General features: G+C 41.6%; 17 protein-coding genes. 9 read left to right on the top strand and 8 right to left on the bottom strand.

The window, feature by feature from the left end; translation table 11 throughout:
- Window positions 1-123: 123 nt before the first annotated feature.
- The gene (gene ppk1 / locus PGW99_RS05485) at window positions 124-2,187 is read left to right on the top strand and encodes a polyphosphate kinase 1 (RefSeq protein WP_273779204.1); all 2,064 of its coding nucleotides are present in this window, start codon (window positions 124-126) and stop codon (window positions 2,185-2,187) included.
- Between the two features lie 88 nt (window positions 2,188-2,275).
- Here the strand turns inward: ppk1 and PGW99_RS05480 are convergent, their stop codons facing one another.
- The 3 genes from PGW99_RS05480 to PGW99_RS05470 all read right to left on the bottom strand — a co-directional run bounded on the left by PGW99_RS05480 (window position 2,276) and on the right by PGW99_RS05470 (window position 5,538).
- Complete coding sequence (locus tag PGW99_RS05480) at window positions 2,276-3,067, bottom strand: sulfite exporter TauE/SafE family protein (protein WP_273779203.1); 792 nt, start codon at window positions 3,065-3,067, stop codon at window positions 2,276-2,278.
- Window positions 3,068-3,162: 95 nt separating this feature from the next.
- On the bottom strand, window positions 3,163-4,830 hold the full coding sequence (locus tag PGW99_RS05475; protein WP_273779202.1) for a bifunctional protein tyrosine phosphatase family protein/NAD(P)/FAD-dependent oxidoreductase: 1,668 nt from the start codon (window positions 4,828-4,830) through the stop codon (window positions 3,163-3,165).
- An 18-nt stretch (window positions 4,831-4,848) separates the two neighbouring features.
- Window positions 4,849-5,538 (bottom strand): MBL fold metallo-hydrolase, encoded by a 690-nt coding sequence (locus PGW99_RS05470; protein ID WP_273779201.1) that lies wholly within the window; start codon window positions 5,536-5,538, stop codon window positions 4,849-4,851.
- Between the two features lie 203 nt (window positions 5,539-5,741).
- Between PGW99_RS05470 and PGW99_RS05465 the strand changes: the two genes are divergently transcribed.
- The 3 genes from PGW99_RS05465 (at window position 5,742) to PGW99_RS05455 (ending at window position 8,980) form a co-directional block, all read left to right on the top strand.
- The gene (locus tag PGW99_RS05465) at window positions 5,742-7,034 is read left to right on the top strand and encodes a sigma-54 interaction domain-containing protein (RefSeq protein WP_273779200.1); all 1,293 of its coding nucleotides are present in this window, start codon (window positions 5,742-5,744) and stop codon (window positions 7,032-7,034) included.
- Window positions 7,035-7,685: 651 nt separating this feature from the next.
- Window positions 7,686-8,171, top strand: coding sequence for a MarR family winged helix-turn-helix transcriptional regulator (locus PGW99_RS05460; protein WP_273779199.1), 486 nt, complete (start codon window positions 7,686-7,688; stop codon window positions 8,169-8,171).
- 317 nt (window positions 8,172-8,488) lie between these two features.
- Window positions 8,489-8,980, top strand: a complete 492-nt coding sequence (locus PGW99_RS05455; protein ID WP_273779198.1) for a CinA family protein — start codon at window positions 8,489-8,491, stop codon at window positions 8,978-8,980.
- Between the two features lie 152 nt (window positions 8,981-9,132).
- Here PGW99_RS05455 and aroC read toward each other — a convergent pair whose 3' ends face one another.
- The 3 genes from aroC to PGW99_RS05440 form a co-directional block, all read right to left on the bottom strand.
- Complete coding sequence (gene aroC / locus PGW99_RS05450; protein ID WP_273779197.1) at window positions 9,133-10,224, bottom strand: chorismate synthase; 1,092 nt, start codon at window positions 10,222-10,224, stop codon at window positions 9,133-9,135.
- A 12-nt stretch (window positions 10,225-10,236) separates the two neighbouring features.
- Window positions 10,237-11,247 carry a 50S ribosomal protein L3 N(5)-glutamine methyltransferase gene (prmB, locus tag PGW99_RS05445; protein WP_273779196.1) on the bottom strand — a complete coding sequence of 337 codons (1,011 nt, stop codon included), beginning with the start codon at window positions 11,245-11,247 and terminating at the stop codon, window positions 10,237-10,239.
- 384 nt (window positions 11,248-11,631) lie between these two features.
- Entirely contained in the window at window positions 11,632-11,874 is a 243-nt protein-coding gene (locus PGW99_RS05440; protein ID WP_273779195.1) for a hypothetical protein, read from the bottom strand.
- 153 nt (window positions 11,875-12,027) lie between these two features.
- On the opposite strand from PGW99_RS05440, the gene PGW99_RS05435 reads away from it, so the two are divergent.
- On the top strand, window positions 12,028-12,333 hold the full coding sequence (locus PGW99_RS05435) for a hypothetical protein (RefSeq protein WP_273779193.1): 306 nt from the start codon (window positions 12,028-12,030) through the stop codon (window positions 12,331-12,333).
- Window positions 12,334-12,509: 176 nt separating this feature from the next.
- The gene (locus tag PGW99_RS05430) at window positions 12,510-13,883 is read left to right on the top strand and encodes an ABC1 kinase family protein (protein WP_273779192.1); all 1,374 of its coding nucleotides are present in this window, start codon (window positions 12,510-12,512) and stop codon (window positions 13,881-13,883) included.
- A gap of 187 nt (window positions 13,884-14,070) precedes the next feature.
- Here PGW99_RS05430 and PGW99_RS05425 read toward each other — a convergent pair whose 3' ends face one another.
- Both PGW99_RS05425 and PGW99_RS05420 read right to left on the bottom strand, forming a co-directional pair.
- The gene (locus PGW99_RS05425) at window positions 14,071-15,939 is read right to left on the bottom strand and encodes a peptidylprolyl isomerase (protein ID WP_273779191.1); all 1,869 of its coding nucleotides are present in this window, start codon (window positions 15,937-15,939) and stop codon (window positions 14,071-14,073) included.
- Window positions 15,940-16,068: 129 nt separating this feature from the next.
- Window positions 16,069-16,341, bottom strand: a complete 273-nt coding sequence (locus tag PGW99_RS05420) for an HU family DNA-binding protein (RefSeq protein ID WP_273779190.1) — start codon at window positions 16,339-16,341, stop codon at window positions 16,069-16,071.
- A 682-nt stretch (window positions 16,342-17,023) separates the two neighbouring features.
- Between PGW99_RS05420 and PGW99_RS05415 the strand changes: the two genes are divergently transcribed.
- The 3 genes from PGW99_RS05415 to PGW99_RS05405 all read left to right on the top strand — a co-directional run bounded on the left by PGW99_RS05415 (window position 17,024) and on the right by PGW99_RS05405 (window position 19,472).
- On the top strand, window positions 17,024-17,668 hold the full coding sequence (locus tag PGW99_RS05415) for a hypothetical protein (RefSeq protein WP_273779189.1): 645 nt from the start codon (window positions 17,024-17,026) through the stop codon (window positions 17,666-17,668).
- Window positions 17,669-17,779: 111 nt separating this feature from the next.
- Window positions 17,780-18,253: an Rrf2 family transcriptional regulator gene (locus tag PGW99_RS05410; protein WP_273779187.1), complete on the top strand. Its 474-nt coding sequence runs from the start codon at window positions 17,780-17,782 to the stop codon at window positions 18,251-18,253.
- Between the two features lies 1 nt (window position 18,254).
- Window positions 18,255-19,472, top strand: coding sequence for an IscS subfamily cysteine desulfurase (locus tag PGW99_RS05405; RefSeq protein ID WP_273779185.1), 1,218 nt, complete (start codon window positions 18,255-18,257; stop codon window positions 19,470-19,472).
- Window positions 19,473-19,475 lie beyond the last annotated feature (3 nt).

Below are 19,475 nucleotides of genomic sequence, written 5' to 3'. Positions count from 1 at the left end.
ATTTTATATTTATTTTTCTTATATATTTAAAAATTTAATGTAACATTACTGTCATATATAAAACCTAGCATGGCTATACATTAAAAATCTTTCTCCCCCTCTTGTATAGTGAATTTCCACGATATGGACGATTTTCAGCACTCATCAAAGACCTATTTTAACCGTGAACTTTCATTATTCGAGTTTAACCGTCGTGTCCTTGCGCAAGCCAAAAATCTAGAATTACCTTTATTGGAAAGACTCAATTTCTTGATGATTTTTTCACGAAATCTGGATGAATTTTTTGAAATCCGCGTTGCGGGTTTAATGAAACAATTTGATTTAAATAATGCTACCCGAACACCAGATGGTCTTCCGACAGAATGCGTACTGAGTGAACTTTCACAGAATGTGCATCAAGCGGTACAGGAACAGTACAATATTTTGAATTATGCCATTCTGCCGCAATTGCAGGGTTTAGGCATTCATTTTATTCAACACAAAGATATTCTGGCTAAGCATAAAAACTGGATCGCAGCTTACTTCGCTAAACAGGTTCAACCGGTTGTTACGCCTATTAGCCTGGACCCTTCTCATCCTTTTCCACGCTTAGTGAACAAAAGCCTGAACTTTATTGTCAGTCTGGAAGGTAAAGATGCCTTCGGTCGGGAAATCAGTATGGCGATTGTACCTGCTCCACGCTCATTACCGCGATTGATCAAATTACCCCCAGACGTTGCGGGTGGTGCCGAAGAACATATTTTCCTTTCGGCGATCATTCAAGAGCATATCAATGACCTGTTCCCTGGCATGAAAGCAACGGGATGTTATGCTTTCCGGGTGACACGTAATGCTGACTTGACTCTTGCAGAAGATATTGATGATTTGGCTGTTGCCTTGAAAGATGAATTGTCTTCACGGCGTTTTGGACGTGCGGTACGTCTGGAAGTCAATCAGGAATGTCCAAAGGAAATTGTTGCTTACTTACTGGATCAATTCGATCTGGATGAACAACAGCTTTATCTGATTGATGGCCCGATTAATTTGTCACGTTTGACGACTGATTTTCCCTATCCAGAGCTGAAGCACACAAAGTTTACTCCCACGATTCCTAAAGCCATCTATAAGGCCAAATCGATTTTTGAATTGCTAAAAAAAGAAGATGTCCTGCTGCATCATCCTTTTGACTCTTTTAACCCAGTCATTAACCTGTTAAAAGAAGCAGCCAAAGATCCGAATGTCTTGGCCATCAAACAAACGCTGTATCGTAGCGGACCGGATTCGGAAATTGTTCAGGTCTTAGCAGAGGCGGCACGTAACGGGAAAGAAGTCACTGCCGTGATTGAGTTACGCGCACGTTTTGATGAAGAATCCAATATTACCGTCGCGAACATCTTGCAGGAAGCGGGTGCCGTTGTCGTGTATGGCATCGTCGGTTATAAGACACATGCCAAAATGATCCTGATCGTGCGTCGCGAAGAACATCACCTAGCGCGTTATGTCCATCTCGGCACCGGAAACTATCATGCCGGTAATGCCAAAATGTATACGGATTATGGCCTGATGACGACAGAAGCCGACATTTGTGAAGATGTGCATAAGATGTTCCAGGAACTGACCGGTATGGGGCGCATGGCAAAACTCAATAAACTGTTCCATGCCCCATTTACGCTGCACAATGAACTGCTTAAGCTAATTGAACAGGAAATTACTTTTGCACAGGCTGGTGAAAGTGCTCACATTATTATTAAGGTCAATGCCTTAACGGAACCACAACTGATCACAGCGTTATATAAGGCGTCCAATGCAGGTGTCAAAATTGACCTGATCATCCGCTCGATTTGCTGCCTGATCCCGCAAGTCAAAGGTCTATCAGAAAATATTCATGTGCGTTCAATTGTCGGACGTTTTTTAGAACATACCCGGGTTTATTATTTTAAACATGGCGGTGAAGATAAACTGTTTTGTGCCAGTGCAGACTGGATGGGACGTAACCTGTTTTCTCGGGTAGAAACCTGTTTTCCAATCCTCAACAAGAAAGTCAAGAAAAAAATCTTTGAAGATGGCCTGATTAATTATCTGCATGATAACCAAGGTGCATGGGAACTCAGTGCAACAGGAGAATGGCATGAAGCCCAGCCTATCGCAGGACAGAGTCCTCACAGCGCCCAGCAATATTTACTCAATCAAAAGTTGCTGAAAATATAATTCTAGGGCGTTAAACAGCATCTGCTCAAAATAAAAAAGTCTGCCCGATAGCAGACTTTTTTATTTTACCTATATTTATCCATAACTGTTATGCGATTAATTGCAGTACAGCTTTGATCAGCATATATAGCGCAACACCAATCACCGTAAAGGCAAAGATTTTTTGTACCAAACCTGCAGGAATTTTACTGATCGCCACACGTCCGATTAACATCCCGGTCACACAAGCTGCGACAAAGGTCAGTGTAACCGATACAGGATAATCAAACCCTTCGAGCACGTTAATCGCGATACTCATGCCACCGATCAGGAAAATGATCATCAGGGAAGTCGCCACGATACTGTGCATACTCAAATTGGTGGCTTTACGTAAGGCGGGTACAATCACAAATCCACCACCCACTCCGAGCATTCCAGTCAGTAGCCCGGCAATGACACCAATCATACCCAGCACACCTGCTGTTTTCACATTCCAGATCAGCTTACCGGTTTCAGGGTTGATCTTGCACGGTGGATTGGAAAACTCCGAACTGCCATGAGCGAACAATCGGTAAGCCACAATAAACATCACACCACTGAATGCCAAAGCCAGCCAGACTGCAGGAATCTGCTGGGCCAAACGCACCCCAACATAAGCCATCGGTGATGAAATCAGCGCAATCCACATGGCTGCACGATAACGTACAATTCTCTTCATCAGGCCTTGTACGGTTCCGATCAGTGCTGAAAACGTTACAGCCAGCAAACCTACTGGTGCCGCCTGAGAAACAGTCCAGCCCTGGCTTACCATCAAGGCAGGTACAGCCAGAATGCCGCCGCCTGCTCCGGTCAAACCTAGCAGTAAACCAATGAGAATGCCTTCAATCACCAATAGCATCATGAAAATTATTCCTAAGTCTGGTGGCTCTCCTGAGAGAAGCCACCGTCTTATTGAATTGGCTACAGAGCGCCAAATTGTATTGCAAAAACAGCAGATTAAACAGTTTCAACCTGTTTTTTGGGCTTGACCATCCACTCGCGGCCTTTAAGCATCCCTTGCCAGTAAATTGGTGGCAGGATCTGCTCTTTCAGCAGCCAAGCCATGCGTGATGGCTGAGTCCCATCGATGAACCATTTTGGAAAACTTGGTAACAACTTACCGCCATAACCGAATTCAGCTAATACGATCTTGCCACGCTCAACCGTAAGTGGACATGAACCATAACCGTTATATTCAAAGAATTTCTGACCGCCCTGAAGCTGGGCCAAAACATTCTCAGCCACAATCGGAGCCTGTGCACGCGCAGCAGCAGCTGTTTTCGCATTCGGGGTATTGCTGACATCCCCCAACGCAAAAATGTCTGGATAACGGGTGTGCTGTAAAGTTGCAGGATTCACACTGACCCAGCCTGCTTCATCGGTTAAGGTACTGGCACGAATAAAATCAGGTGCCTGCTGTGGTGGAACCACATGCAAGAAATCAAAATCAGTTTCAACAGTAGAAATCTGATCACCATCCGTCACTTTAAACCAGGCTTTTTTATTCGGACCATCCACTTTCACCAGTTGATGATTAAAATGCAGATTGGCCTGATAACGTTTTACATATTCCATTAATGCCGGGACATACTCTTTCACTCCAAACAGCACGGCACCCGTATTATAGAAATCGATGGAAATGTCTTTCAAAACCCCTTGTTTTAACCAGTAATCCGCAGACAGATACATTGCCTTTTGTGGTGCACCGGCACATTTGATCGGCATCGGCGGTTGGGTAAAGATCGCTTTACCCTTTTTCAGGTTTTGTACTAACTGCCAAGTATAAGGTGCCAGATCATAACGATAATTTGAAGTGACTCCATTTTGACCCAGCGTTTCGACCAGACCATCAATACCATGCCAGTTCAGTTTTAATCCTGGACACACCACCAAGGTACGGTAACTAAGCGGCATGCAACCTTCCAGAATCACTTGGCGTTGTTCAGGATCAAACGCAGCGACTGCAGCCTGAATCCACTTCACCTGTTTCGGCAACACACTCTGCATTGGTCGTGCGGTTGTCTGAGGAGAAAAGATCCCTCCACCCACCATGGTCCAGCCTGGCTGATAATAGTGCACATCAGCCGGATCAATAATGGCAATATCCAGATTCGGTTGGCGGCTAAGCAGACTAGCCGCAACCGAAATCCCCGCGGCCCCCGCCCCAACAATCACCACCGAATAACAGGCAATTTCTTGACTTGGAAAATTCTTTTTCATCAAACGCGGTACAATGGCACGTAAGTCATAACCTGCTGCACTACTGCGAGCCAACATCTCCTCATAAGATTGTGGCTGTACCTCAGATAAAGCCCACAATGAAATCGAGCGTGTTCCCGAACGGCAATAGGCCAATACAGGTTTCTCTGCAGCACGATAATTTGCAGCAAATTCTTGTGCCTGTGTATCGGTAATTTTTCCGCTCAGCACAGGCTGATATTGAATCGCGATACCATATTGCTCAGCCATTTTCTGAATTTCGATAAAGTTTGGCTGATCACTACCTTCACCATCTGGGCGGTTACAGAAAATGGTTTTAATCCCTTTTTCTGCAAGCTCAGCAACATCTTGAATGCTAATTTGGTCTGCGACCCAAAACTCAGCGTTGATCTGTTTCAATTTCATCGATTTACTCCTAATCGCTTACTTGCTTGCGCCACACGCTTTATTTGCAGGTAAGGCAATATCAATCTTGGCTGGATACGGTAGATTCAGGTTATTCATAATTTCAATGAATTCTTCACGGCTGCGATGCTGTCCCAAACGTGAATTGTATTGACGCTCATGGCCAATCGTAGACGATAAACGCCCTTTATAATCATGTCCTGGATAAACGATCGTTTCGTCAGGCAAAGTAAACAGCTGTTGATGAATACTGTCATATAGGGTGTTCGCATTGCCTTCCTGGAAATCGGTACGGCCACAACCATCAATTAACAATGCATCTCCAGTAAACACCATGTTATCGACCACATAACTGGTACAGGCATTGGTATGGCCTGGGGTATAACGTGCTTCAATCAGGAACGTGCCCACCCGTACTGCACTGCGATCCGTAATATAGATATCCCCACACTCAACGCCACTGTTACGATGCAGGATTGAACGTGAACCACAAATCTCTCTTAACGCATTCGCAGCCGTCACGTGGTCAGCATGTACATGGGTATCCAAGGTATAGAGCAGCTTTAATCCATGCTGTTCCAGCTCAGCCAAATAATGCTCGACTTCCGAAGTAACCGGATCAATCAGTACAGCTTCTTTCGTCTGTTCACATGCCAGTAAATAGGTATATGTTGAACTTTCCTTTTCAAAAAATTGCTTAAATAACATTGTCTTGAATCCATTTAATTTGAAAACCTACTCTTATAATGCAAAGGATGTGCCATATTTTCAATAATATAATTTATTTTTATATTTCAATATCTTATAAATTTTGAAAAGATATATTTGAAAGTAGCACCATGATTTTTGTTTCAATTAATGTTTCACCGATATACCATGAAACAATAGTTGAAACATTAATCACATTTTATATGACAAAACTCCTTCTAACATCATTAGCACAACTCAAAGAACGCTCTGCACAAAGTCTGCAATTATTTCCCCAAAGCATCCTGTTGCTTTGTGATCTCACGCATCAGGTCATTTGGCTAACACAAGGGACTGATTCCCCAACAATAGACATGCAAAATCTGCTTGATCAGCTCAAATCTGAATCGCCCTTATCTCCTGTCATTCAACTACAGGATAAACAACAGCATGTTATGCAGTTATTACACTATCGGCAGCAAGTGCAGCTTATTCAAGAAAAACAAGAAGGCTGGCTGTATCTGATTTTGCCCCACACCCCACCAGCAAAACAGACAGTCTATACGACGCCATCAGTCCAAGTGAGTGAACAATTTGCACAACGCTTCCACAGTAGTTCACCCAAAATGCAACAGATGTTTTCTATCATCCAACGCGTTGCGGTTACAGAGTTTCCCGTACTCGTACGTGGAGAATCCGGTAGTGGCAAAGAACTGGTGGCAAAAGCAATTCATGATTTTAGCCTGCGCAAGGATCAGGTTTTTATCGCGATCAACTGTGCGGCGCTCAATGCAAATATTCTGGAAAGTGAGTTATTTGGCCACGTAAAAGGTGCATTCACAGGGGCTATTCGCGATCATAAAGGCGTATTTGAGCAAGCTGCGGGAGGCACACTCTTTCTAGATGAAATTGCAGAAATTCCACTTGAGTTGCAAGCCAAGCTATTAAGGGTGCTGGAAACCGGAGAATTTACGCCTTTAGGGGGGGAAAAACCCATTCGTGCCAATGTGCGAATTATTGCTGCCACCCACCGTGCCCTACGTGAAGAAGCGCGTCAGGGACGCTTCCGCCAAGACCTATTATATCGTTTACGTGTGATTCCTATTTTTATCCCACCGTTAAGGGAACGCAAAGAAGATCTTCCTTTACTCACTCAATTTATCCTTTCAGAAAATACCACTGCGGAACGTACAAATCCGATCAGGATTTCTAAAGCCGCCATGCAAAGCCTGATGGCTTATGACTGGCCGGGAAATGTACGAGAACTCAGAAACACCCTGCTGTATGCCCTGATTATGGCACATGATAAAGAACAGATTGATCTTGAGGATTTACCTCAGGAAATTATGGAAAATGTCCCTCTTCAGAATTCGAATGTAACAAATACACCCGTGATTACCGCAGAAAAGCTGCGCTTAGTCTTAGCAAAATATCACAATGATCAACAACAGGCTGCCGATGAATTAGGCATCAGCCGAACCACTTTATGGCGTTATCGCAAAAAGTATCATTTATAAATGTTTTAACTACAGCTCAGGCTAAACAGCTATTCGAAAGATTACTCAACACTGCAAAATATAGATAAAAAAATACCCATTCGGGGGGATGGGTATTAGCTGCACCTTACTGCAGTGTGGAGGGAGCTTTTCGCTCTTCTTGTTGTTTAATTAATATACACACATCAACTTCGCTTAATCAATAAATCCCACACAAAAAATAAGGTTTTACTCCTGTAAAATGTATCAAAATATATATCAATCAATTAATATTGATATTTTTTCTTTATATTACTCATGAATTAAACATTAATTTAAAGACATTTAAAATCACCAATACATTATATTATTTTTTAAACTTTTAATTTAAATTAAAATTTAAAGAAATAAATTTTATTTTTAGATAAAAATAAAAAAACCTTATAAATCATAAAAATAATTTTCAACAAGCACCAAAATAAAAATCAAAAATCTCTTTAAAAAATAGATTTCCAACATATAAATACTATCAAAAAAGAGTGAAAATTCACTTTAAAAAATAAATTTTTCAATTATATGTTGATTTTTTTTACATATTTACCTCTATTTATTAAGCAAAAAACAAAATAGATCACAATTTTACCTTATAATAAAAACACCAAACAATAACTCATATAAATTTGGGTGATGCTTATGAATAAAAAATACGAAAAATTTTTGCCAAGCTATCAAGACTCCAAAAACACAGAAACTTTCCCTTATTTTTGGGTTACTCAAGTCTATGCACAATATGTTCATCAACTTGAAAAAGTGCTCAAAAAGTTAGGCTTAAATTATTCGGAAGGCAAATTTCTTCATGCGATCTATACGCATCCACATGCCAGTATTTCTGAACTTTCTGAACGCATGATTTCAAAAATGTCGACAACAGTTAAAATTTTGCAACGGTTGAAATCAGATGGCTTGATTGAAACCTACCCTTGCAAAAATGATGCACGAATTACCCGGGTGTACTTAACTGAAAAAGGCCAGAAAACGGTTCAAAAAGCTACAGAACTAACCTCTGCATTATTGGAGGATTCATTTTCTGGGCTGACCCCATTACAAATTGATAAGTTGATTATGAATCTGAAAACGCTATTTCATAATCTAGCACCTGAAATGCGTTATCAGTCTTAAATGAACATAAAGCGGCCAGTTTAAAAGAACTGGCTGTTTTCATCTTCAAATTCTTCTTAAATTTTATAATCAGCCATAAAAATATAGCCCGCTTCTCGGACGCATGTGATGAGAAACGGGCAGACCGTAAGTACAGCCAGTGAAAACTGCGCTGAATGATTGTTTGTTATTATGCTAAGCAGTATGCGCGACGTTTATGACAGAATCATGGCATATTGTCGAATCCATAAACACCTGCACATTTTTTACGTTTCAGCTATTCAGTGCATCTTAGATCGCGTATTTTGATGAGTCAGGTTTGTTTGTTTGGGAAATTTATGCTGAAGCAATGTTGTGATCTACTCGAACAAAAAAAGCTTAAAATCGCCTTCGTAGAAAGTGCTAGTTCCGGCTATTTGTGTAGTCAGTTTTCAATTTATAAAAATAGTGGTGCGAAAATCCTTTTGGGAAGCATGGTCTCTTATGACCCCAGTATTAAAGTGGAAATTCTCAAAATTGATCCTGCTTTAATTGCACAATACACAGCGGAATCACCTGAAGTCACGGCTGCCCTAGCAAGCCAAGGTCAAATGCTGTTTCAGCATGCAGATTATGTGATTGCCTGTACCGGGCTGCTTAAACCGGGTGGAAGTGCCTGCGAAAACAAACCCGTCGGAACCTTCTTTGTCTGTATTCAGCATCAGCAAATGCAATATCATTTTCACTATCTACTTTCTGGCACAGCGACTGAAAAACTGAATCAATTGACCGAATGTGTTGCCAGCGAACTAATCGAACTCATTAGTCACGAGTCAACCGACACATATTAAGTCATTCATCCAATTTAAACGAATAGATGAGGAAATTTTGCTTATTTTTTCGAGTGATGAAATCAAATAAAAACGGGCAACCTTAAGGCTACCCGTTTTTCTTGATCGGTAGAAAACTGATCAATTTTTATAAAAAATTAGTCCATTGAAAATTACGGTGCAATCGGTGCAAATGGCACGACCACATCGGCATTTTGTGCACGATGTCGCATGAAATGATCCATCAGGACAATCGCGAGCATCGCTTCAGCAATTGGTGTGGCACGGACACCTACACAAGGATCATGGCGACCTTTGGTCAACACATCGGTATCTTCACGATCAATATTGATGGTTTTTCCAGGTGTTGTAATACTAGCAGTCGGCTTTAAGGCAATCGCCACACGAATGGTCTGCCCAGAAGAAATCCCGCCTAAAATGCCACCCGCATGGTTTGCCAAGAAACCATGTGTTGTCAATTCGTCACGTGTTTCGTGGCCAAACTGTTCTGCAACTGCGAAACCATCACCAATTTCAACGCCTTTGACTGCATTAATACCCATCATGGCATGTGCAATATCCGCATCCAGACGGTCAAAAACGGGTTCACCCCAACCAACCGGAACATTTTCAGCGAGAATTTCCAGCTTGGCACCACAACTGGTCCCCTGTTCACGCAATGAAGTCACCAATGCTTCAAAACGAGGAACTGCATCGACATCACCACAGAAAAATGGGTTCTGTGTAACCTGATCCCAATCCAATTGTGTTGCTTTTTCAGTACCGATCTGAGTCACATGGCCACGAATGACGATACCAAATTTCTCAGCCAAATATTTCTTGGCAATCGCTCCCGCAGCGACACGCATCGCTGTTTCACGAGCGCTTGAACGACCACCACCACGGTAATCACGGAAACCGTATTTTTGTGTATAGGTGTAGTCGGCATGTCCTGGTCGGAAAGTCTGCGCAATATTGCCATAATCTTTCGATTTTTGGTCGGTATTACGGATCAACAGACCAATCGGGGTTCCCGTTGTTTTTCCTTCAAAAACACCTGAAATAATTTCGACCTGATCGGGTTCTTTGCGTTGTGTGGCAAATTTTGAAGTTCCAGGTTTACGGCGATCCAGATCTTTTTGCAAGTCTTCTTCGCACAGTTCAATTCCCGGTGGAACACCATCAACAATCGCCATCAAACCAGCGCCGTGAGATTCACCACAAGTCGTCACACGGAAGAGTTGTCCAATACTATTACCTGCCATGTTCACGACTCCTTATGATTGAACAGATTCTTGAAATAGTTGTTGATAACGACGGCATTGCTCGGCTGTCAAAGCAAAGATGCCTGAACCGCCTTTCTGGAATTTTAACCAGTGGAAATCAACAGTATTGAAGTTTTGCTTCATCGCCCATTCACTGTTGCCGACTTCAATCACAATCAGACCATCTTCGGTTAAGTAATCTGCGGCCTGCGCCAACATTTTACGCACTAAATCCAAACCATCCTGACCCGCAGCAAGGGCCAACTCAGGTTCATGCAAGAACTCTTCTGGCAAATCAGCCATATCTTCTGCATCCACATAAGGTGGATTAGAGACAATCAGGTCATACTGGTTTTCAGCCGGGATCTTCGCAAACAAATCTGACTCCAACAAAGCCACCTGATATTGCATGTTGTGATGTTCAACATTCAGTGCAGCCACTTCCAGTGCATCTTTCGAGATATCCGTCGCATCGACCTCAGCATCTGGAAAAGCATAGGCCAATGCTACTGCGATACAGCCCGAACCGGTACACATATCAAGAATACGGCGTGGCATTTGTGGATTTGGATTTTCTGGCAAGGCATTTAAAGCCTCGCGCATTTCACCATTTTCATCCAGACAATACGGCGCAAAACGCTGATCGATCAATTCGGCAATTGGAGAACGTGGAATTAAAACACGCTCATCCACGTAGAATGGCTTGTTACAGAAATAAGCCAGATTTAATAAGTATGAAGTTGGAATACGCTCATTGATCCGGCGCTGCAATAAATCTAAAAATTCTGCTTTTTCACTCGGCAATAGTTTTGCATCAAGAATTTCAGCATCGGCATTCCATTCCAAAGCCAGTGTTTGCAACACGAGAGCAGAGCTTTCTGCAAAATAATCCTCAGTCCCTTGCCCTAAATGTGCATCATATTGGCGTAATGCCGATACACCAAAACGAATAAAATCACGAATTGTACTTAGATGCTCCGCGGCTTCTTGTAAGCTTTCAGGGCTAATAGTCGGTCGCTCCACTCAGCGCTCTCCAAAGGTATCATTGCAAAAAACGCTCTATTCTACCTTGTTTTTCCCGCACATAGCAGCTTTTGTCGAGTAAGAGCTTATTGTAAGCAAGAAAAACCCTTTAGAGAAACAACCGAACTTTAATTCATTAGATTTGAGCATGCCATTTACCTAGAATTAGGTTGTGCTGAATCTGCTTTAATTATGAACATAAAAAAACCCATGCTAGGCATGGGTAAAGACAAAACTACAACAAGACCACTTGAAAACACATTTAAATATTGATTATTTTTTAATCTATTTGCAATACAAATTATCTTATTTTTATCCTTTTTAGACTAAAGTCGACATCTGGAATATCCGGTTAATTTTTAGCGTTTAAAATGGTCGATAACCTTATTGCTCTACATAAGGTATCAGGTCAATCATGATGTCTTGCTTGGTCTTATTCTTTTTCAAGGACAAGTTATACATCACTTGCCTCACCGCACAATTCAATACTTCATTTTCTATTTCTACGTATAAAATTTCACCTACACGTGGAACAGTGTGTAATTTGATGTCATAAACAAAATTACTTAGCTCGCCAAACGCTTCACATGCGGCAAAATGTAATTGGACTTTGATTTTTTTACTCATGGCTTTACCTTGATGTTATTGTTATTTCACTCTGTTTAAAGTTATAACGTGTGATGCTTATTTAATCAATCTAATCAATAGAGCAAATCTCTAGAAGATTGAGATTTTTCGCCCTGACCTCATATAGAAAACGTTCACTCAAGATATAAATTTATGAGCTATAAACATAACAATCTTCTCGCCATGCGCGAGCGTTACTGGAATGATCAGCACTCAGAGGAAGTTCAGCAAGAAAAACTGTTTTTGCGAGACACTTTAATACGTTATGAAGTCTTTCCAAATCCAGACCTAGAGGATGTCAAATACGTATTTTTCGCACTCCCAAGTATTGTGATTGTCAAAGGCTATGCTCTAGGCTTTCAACATGTACAAGTGCAGTCCATGATTGAACAATTTATTGCAGAGAATAAAAACCGCCTAGCTCAGCGTGAACCTGTCAAAATCCAATTTAGGATGTAAATTCGAGCCGATCCTCTGATTTTGCTAGAACTCAACGGAAGCAGAAACAAAACTGTTGTATTAATTTGCAAAATCACCCGCACATTCAGCCAACTCAACTATTTAAATAAGCCAGGAACATGTAAAATTCTTTATGTTTCATCCTCTGCTCGATTCGCTTAAAGGACTTTATCTTCATGTCAGATCAGAACGATAAGCTTAAACAGTTAAAAACTTCCTCCATGGATCGACGCTTATCGATCGCAAAAGCTTCCCTTCTCGCGGGCACGCGCTGGGCCGCTTCTAATGCAACGTCCATTTTTTCGAGTGAAGCAGATAAAGAAAAAAAGCGTAAACAGGCCATGAAAGAACAGGCGGATTATCTGGTTTCAGAAATCGGCAAATTAAAAGGTTCTATTGTCAAAATCGGGCAAATGATGGCGCTGTATGGTGAACACTTCCTGCCAGAAGAAATTACCCAAGCCCTGAATACCTTAAACAACCAGACGGTTGCCCTCGCCTGGCCAGCGATTAAAGAACAACTTAAAGATCAACTTGGTCACAAGCTTGATGATCTGATCATTGATCACGAACCGATTGGTACCGCATCCTTAGGTCAAGTCCATCGTGCAACACGCAAGTCGGACGGACTTGAACTGGTATTAAAAGTACAATATCCAGGTGTGGCCGATGCGATTGATTCGGATATGAATCTGTTTAAAAATATGCTCAAGCTGACACGGATGGTGCCACAAACACGCGAGTTTGATCAGTGGTTTGATGAAGTGCGTGAAATGATGCATCGGGAAGTGAACTACCATCTCGAAGCCACAACCACACGCCGTTTTGCAGAACGACTCAAAGACGATCACCGTTACATTGTGCCAAAAATCATTGATGAGTATTGTACCAATCGGATTTTGTGCATGACCTTCGAGCGTGGTGTTCCAATCAATAGCCCTGCGATGCTCTCCCTTCCACAGGAACGCCGCAACCTGTTAGGTGAAGCCTCCTTAGAAGTCACAGTACGTGAAATCTTTGAATGGGGTGAAATGCAAACCGATCCGAACTTTGGTAACTATCTGGTTCGACTGGGCAATGGTGCGGATGTACAAGATAAAATTGTCCTGCTTGATTTCGGTGCAATCCGTCAATTTGATGATCACCTCCTGCAGCTGGCGCGCCAGTTGATTAAAGCCGGTTATCATCATGATCCACAAGCGATGGTCAATGCCATGACTGGTTATGATTTCTTTGACTCAATTCCACAAAGCATCAAACCTGATATGGCCAAGGTTTTTTTACTCGCCACCGAAGCCTTTAGTGACCCACGAAATAACCGTGAAATGCCTGCGGGTCTTATGGATGAACATGAACGTTATGACTGGAAAAACAGCCAGTTGCATACACGCGTCATGCAACAAGCCAGCAAATCTATGGCGTCGCGTTTCTTTAGTGTGCCACCCAAGGAGTTCATGTTTATCAGCCGAAAATTTATCGGTGCTTATACCTTTATGACGGTGATTGACGCGAAAACGAATGTGCGTGCCATGATTCGCCAATACGCTTAATATTTAGAATATAAACCCCAGAAAAGTTACTTTCCTGGGGTTTTTAATGGATACAATATACTTAGGCTATTTATGGGTTATCAGCTCTTAGTTCCAATCAAATTCGTTCCAAAATTTAATGTTCAATTAAAAAGAAAATTCTAAAGCCATAAAAAAAGCGCCGAAGCGCTTTTTTTATTTCATACAGTTACTTAATTTTGGCATGAGACTTCAGGTATTGGGTGTAATCATCCAACTCTTGCTGTCCGCGTAATTGCTGATAGAGTTTTCTTAATTCCTGAGCCTGTTCAGGTGCCAAAGTAGCTGCGGCACTCTTGTTAACATTCGATACTGCAACCACAACTAACTCATTTGGCAAAGCGGCTGTTGTAACAGACCAGTAACCCGGTTTAGGCGCTGTTAAGCTAAAAGCAGCTCGCTCAATTTCTCGTTTTAAGCCTTGTGAACGTACAAAAGTACCTGCATTTTCAAAAGCCACGCCATATTTCGCCACCACTTCAGCAGCTGGCTTGCTATTAAAATCTTTAAGCATGGCTGCCAATTTTGCTTTTGCTGCATTAAAGGCTTTTTGATCTGTCAATTTTGCTTTAATGATAGGAGTTGCTTGAGCTAAAGACATCACACCACTTGGTGTATAGTGACTAACTTTAACCCAGATGGTATCGCCATTGGCCAATTGGATACTGCTTGAGGCATTGCGATCACCGTTCTTGACTTCATCATTAAACAGCTTGGCTTTAACATTCGCATCACTTAGATAAGGATGAACAGTCGAAAGGGTCATACCTTTCACACGTTCAACCCGGGTACCTTTCACTTCTTGTGCAACTAGATCCAAGGAATCACTGCCTACCACCATTTCATTCAGACTATTTACGGCATCTGCATAAGCATTCGCAGCTTTTGCTTTCTGAATTTCGGCAGTCAAACGTGCTTTTTCTGTCGCTAAACTTGGAACCGTGGTACCCAAAGTCTTGCTTTGGATCAAGTGATAACCATATTGAGTTTTCACTGGTGCAGTTACGTTATTAGCCTGAGCTGATGCCACCGCCTGATCGAATGCAGTACCAAATACGCCTACCGCGTAGCTTTCAATCAGACCACCTTTGCTCTTAGAGTCAGGATCTTCAGAATATTGTGCTGCGGCCTGTGCAAATGGCAAACCTGCTTTGATTTTTGCGAAAACCTGTTGAGCTAATTTTTGTGCTTCGGCATCCCCACGGCTCTCTGCAGTGATTAAAATATGTTTCACTTCACGTTTAGCGTTTTTACCCTGTGTTTCGACAAACTTGGCATATGCTTGTTGTAATTCAGTTTCTGTCACAGGTGCTGTAGTCGTGGACATTTGTGGAGGTGACAATACGATATAGTCAACATCGACACTCGCGATCTGCTTCAAGCTGTTTTTGTGTTTGTTGTAATAATCACTGATTTCTTGCGCACTAACTTTAATATTTTGCTTATCAGCGTTCAATGAGATGCTAGATAAATGCAGCGTACGCTGTTCAGTCTGTAAATTTGCCACCTGCTGAACATCAACTGGACTCACTAAAGCGTAATCGAGTACCGTGCTAGTCAACATTTTTAATGCATGGTCAGCACGCAAGTTCGCGATTAAAGCTTGGCTGGTCATGCCTACAGAACGCAGGTAATTTTCATATAAAGCATTTGAGAATTTACCATTTTCCTGGAAACTTGGCTGTTGAGCTAGCATTTGCTCAATTTGGGCATCACTCAAGGAAATTCCCAATTTTTCTGCCTGCTGGATCAATAAAGTACGCGCTGTCAGGCTGTTCAACGCCGCTTTTTCAATAAACGGCTGGTTCAATAGCGTTTCGTCACCATTCACCATAGGTAAATACTGCTGTTTATAGTTTTTAATCGTCGCTTCTAATTCTTTTTTCGAGATGTCTTGTCCGTTAACCGTCTGAGCGACATCAGCCTTATTTTTCCCGCTGAAATATCCTTCAATACCTACAAGCGCTAAAGGGGTTAAAAACAAAATAAGTAGAACTTTGCCCAACCAACCCCTAATGACTTTACGAAACGATTCCATAAGTATTCCAATATTTTACTTCGAGCGCATTTTAACTGAAAAGCCCGCATGAATGAACGCATTCAGCCCGGCATTTTGAGCTTTTAATAAAAAAACGCGCCTGTTGGCGCGTTTATAAGTTCAGCCCAATTAGGCAACTGAATCTTTTAAACCTTTACCGGCTTTAAAGCTTGGGACTTTGCTTGCTTTAATTTGTAGTTCTTCGCCAGTTTTTGGGTTACGACCTGTGCGCGCAGCACGCTCTTTCACACCGAAAGTACCAAAGCCAACTAAAGTTACTGTGTCACCAGATTTAAGTGCGTCAGTAATTGAAGCAATTGTCGCGTCCAATGCTTTACCTGCATCAGTCTTAGACAATCCCCCTTTCTCTGCAATTGCATCGATTAATTCTGATTTATTCATGAAACTCGTATCCTCTTAATATCGTTTATTTAAGATCCAAAACTGTCATTGAAACTACTATGATGCCTTTATAGCAATGCTTTAGGGGGAAACGCAATACTTGCCTAAAGCTTTTCAGAAAAATAAATCTCAAAAAATCATTGAAAAATAGTGAAAGTATTAAATTATTTTTATCGCTGCACAATCTGGTGCAGCATGTCCATGATGAGGCAATTATGGATAAAATTTGCACTATTTTAACACTTGCAAAAGCCCACTATTACTTTATTGAAAATTTAATTGATTTTTCATGAATTCATAAGGCACAAGTGAGGTTTTAGCTATCCCAAAGTAAACGTCCAATTCATCACAGACTAGCCCAACCGACAATTTAGACACAGCTGTTTCTCTTTGGAAAAAGTTGCCGTTTCGTTGAATTATAGAGATAGCAAAGCATTAAATGGGCGATTTTTCTTCAAAACGTGCACTTCACTCGTACCATTATATTGTTTACTGTTGGTTTTATCGGCTAGCGGCAACAGTAAACAACAAAAATATCTTTATAATATCAAGATTAAAGCTTGAACCTTTTGCTAAAGTGGTCTACAAAGCTGTTTAATTTATTTACAGGCCACGTTTTGGTGCCGTAAAACGATGAATAAAGACTATAAAATCTTTATGTATAAATGCAGGATAAATCTAGATGAGTGAAGCGAACCAAAGCAAAGATCAACAGCATATTTTGCTCAATATGCTGATCATTGCTTTAGAAACTGTATTCTCGTTTGTATTGAAATACGATCGAGTGGTTCGTCTACAAACAAAAAAATGGGTAGAACAAAAAGTTTCAGTCAAAATTAACAGCTATATTCCCTATTTTGATTTTTATGTGCAATTTACGCCAAAAGGTATTCTATTCGATTTAACTCCACCAGAAAAAATTGATCTAGAAGTAAATACCACCCTGCTTGACCTGATTCGAATTTTCGTTTTTGCCAACCGTCGCAGTGTAAAACATATGCGGATTCAAGGTGATAGCATATTAAAAGATGAGTTTTATGATTTAGTCTTACATTTCAGTTTGCCTAAATTGTTGTCCGATTGGAGAGAGTGGCTCAAACAACCGGCCGACGAACAAAATATTGTGGCATCCAAAAAACGTATCCTGCCTTTATTAGAAAAAATTGATCAGCAACGTTCGCAAATCAACAGTCTGCAAGTTGAGGTTAAACAATATAAAAACCGTTTACGCCGTATGCAGCAAAAACAGCGCTGGATCAACCTGATTTTCGCCTCTATCACACTGCTATTACTGGCAATCTTACTGTATACTTGGCTCGCAAATTAAGCACTCATACTACATTAGAATAAATCAAGCATACTAATATTAAAAAAACTTGACTATTTTAGTCAGGATTCATAAAATCAAATCATCTAGTCTAAACATGTGTATCGAATCATGCGTCTTACTACTCGCGGTCGCTACGCGGTGACTGCTCTACTTGATTTAGCTTTGCAGCCAACTGAACAAACGATCACGCTCGCAGAAATCGCAGCTCGCCAAACTATTTCAGTTGCCTATCTTGAGCAATTATTTGCCAAACTTAAGCGTCATGGTTTAGTTTCCAGCATTCGTGGTGCAAATGGAGGCTACCATTTAGCACGTAAGCCTGAAGACATCACTGTTTTAGAGATTATTGAAGCTGTAAATGAAACAGTCGATGCCACCCGTTGTGACCATAAAGGCAATTGCCAAAATGGTGCAATGTGCTTGACTCACGATTTATGGCACGAACTCTCCCACCACATTGCCGATTATCTCGCCAAAATCACCCTAGCTGATCTGGTTGCACGTGACCACGTACAAACCGTCGCCATTCGCCAAAACACTTCAGCTTACGATTCCGCCCTTTTATCGGTTACAGGTATTTGACATGAAACGTCCGATCTATCTTGACTACGCAGCAACCACCCCAGTTGATCCTCAAGTCGCTGAACGTATGATGGAATGTTTAACCTTTGATGGCACATTCGGTAATGCTGCTTCTCGCTCGCACGCTTATGGTTGGCAAGCAGAAGAAAAAGTCGAATATGCGCGTGAACAAGTCGCTAATTTGGTGAAAGCGGATCCTCGTGAAATTGTCTGGACCTCAGGTGCAACAGAGTCCGACAACCTTGCACTTAAAGGTGTAGCACAGTTCTACGCTTCTAAAGGCAAGCACATCATTACGAGCCAAATTGAACACAAAGCGATTTTGGACACTTGCCGTGAGCTTGAATCAGAAGGTTTTGAAATCACCTATCTTGAGCCACAACCACAAACCGGTTTGATCACACCTGAAATGGTAGCGGCTGCCCTTCGTCCTGATACCATTCTTGTTTCATTAATGATGGTGAACAACGAACTTGGAACTGTGACTGATGTTGCGGCGATCGGTGAATTGACACGTGCCAACAAAACATTCTTCCACGTAGATGCTGCACAGGCCGCCGGTAAGGTTGAAATTGATCTTTCAACTTTAAAAGTAGACTTGATGAGCTTCTCTGCCCATAAAGCATATGGTCCTAAAGGTATTGGTGCTCTCTTTGTACGCCGTAGCCCGCGCGTGCGTTTAAAAGCCCAAATGCATGGTGGCGGTCACGAACGTGGTATGCGTTCAGGCACATTAGCAACTCATCAAATTGTAGGTATGGGTGAAGCGTTTGAACTCGCTGGGAAAAATCTGCAAGCTGAACAAGCACGTCTGCGTATTTTACGTGACAAACTTTGGAATGGCTTACAAGAGCTTGAACAAGTATTCCTAAATGGTCACCCAACCCAAAACGTACCGAACTTCCTGAATGTCAGCTTCAACTTTGTTGAAGGTGAGTCATTAATGATGGCATTGAAAGATGTAGCGGTATCTAGTGGTTCAGCATGTACATCAGCGACACTAGAACCTTCTTATGTATTACGTGCATTGGGTCTTTCTGACGAACTCGCTCACAGCTCAATTCGTTTCAGTTTTGGTAAATATACCACTGAAGAAGATATCGATTATGTCATCGAAATCTCAAAAACAGCTGTAAATAAATTACGTGAACTTTCACCGCTTTGGGATATGTACAAAGACGGGATTGATCTTTCTAAAGTTGAATGGACAGAACACTAATTC

The sequence above is a fragment of the Acinetobacter sp. GSS19 genome, from assembly GCF_028621895.1.
Lineage (GTDB): Bacteria > Pseudomonadota > Gammaproteobacteria > Pseudomonadales > Moraxellaceae > Acinetobacter.
The sequence above is the reverse complement of the archived record's forward strand: the minus strand, read 5'-3'. Positions and strand labels throughout refer to the sequence as shown.

Excerpts from the sequence above, each read along its gene's own strand:
- ppk1 (WP_273779204.1), top strand. The coding sequence starts at position 124 with ATGGACGATTTTCAGCACTCATCAAAGACCTATTTTAACCGTGAACTT.
- PGW99_RS05480 (WP_273779203.1), bottom strand. The coding sequence starts at position 3,067 with ATGATGCTATTGGTGATTGAAGGCATTCTCATTGGTTTACTGCTAGGT.
- PGW99_RS05475 (WP_273779202.1), bottom strand. The coding sequence starts at position 4,830 with ATGAAATTGAAACAGATCAACGCTGAGTTTTGGGTCGCAGACCAAATT.
- PGW99_RS05470 (WP_273779201.1), bottom strand. The coding sequence starts at position 5,538 with ATGTTATTTAAGCAATTTTTTGAAAAGGAAAGTTCAACATATACCTAT.
- PGW99_RS05465 (WP_273779200.1), top strand. The coding sequence starts at position 5,742 with ATGACAAAACTCCTTCTAACATCATTAGCACAACTCAAAGAACGCTCT.
- PGW99_RS05460 (WP_273779199.1), top strand. The coding sequence starts at position 7,686 with ATGAATAAAAAATACGAAAAATTTTTGCCAAGCTATCAAGACTCCAAA.
- PGW99_RS05455 (WP_273779198.1), top strand. The coding sequence starts at position 8,489 with ATGCTGAAGCAATGTTGTGATCTACTCGAACAAAAAAAGCTTAAAATC.
- aroC (WP_273779197.1), bottom strand. The coding sequence starts at position 10,224 with ATGGCAGGTAATAGTATTGGACAACTCTTCCGTGTGACGACTTGTGGT.
- PGW99_RS05440 (WP_273779195.1), bottom strand. The coding sequence starts at position 11,874 with ATGAGTAAAAAAATCAAAGTCCAATTACATTTTGCCGCATGTGAAGCG.
- PGW99_RS05435 (WP_273779193.1), top strand. The coding sequence starts at position 12,028 with ATGAGCTATAAACATAACAATCTTCTCGCCATGCGCGAGCGTTACTGG.
- PGW99_RS05430 (WP_273779192.1), top strand. The coding sequence starts at position 12,510 with ATGTCAGATCAGAACGATAAGCTTAAACAGTTAAAAACTTCCTCCATG.
- PGW99_RS05425 (WP_273779191.1), bottom strand. The coding sequence starts at position 15,939 with ATGGAATCGTTTCGTAAAGTCATTAGGGGTTGGTTGGGCAAAGTTCTA.
- PGW99_RS05420 (WP_273779190.1), bottom strand. The coding sequence starts at position 16,341 with ATGAATAAATCAGAATTAATCGATGCAATTGCAGAGAAAGGGGGATTG.
- PGW99_RS05415 (WP_273779189.1), top strand. The coding sequence starts at position 17,024 with ATGAGTGAAGCGAACCAAAGCAAAGATCAACAGCATATTTTGCTCAAT.
- PGW99_RS05410 (WP_273779187.1), top strand. The coding sequence starts at position 17,780 with ATGCGTCTTACTACTCGCGGTCGCTACGCGGTGACTGCTCTACTTGAT.
- PGW99_RS05405 (WP_273779185.1), top strand. The coding sequence starts at position 18,255 with ATGAAACGTCCGATCTATCTTGACTACGCAGCAACCACCCCAGTTGAT.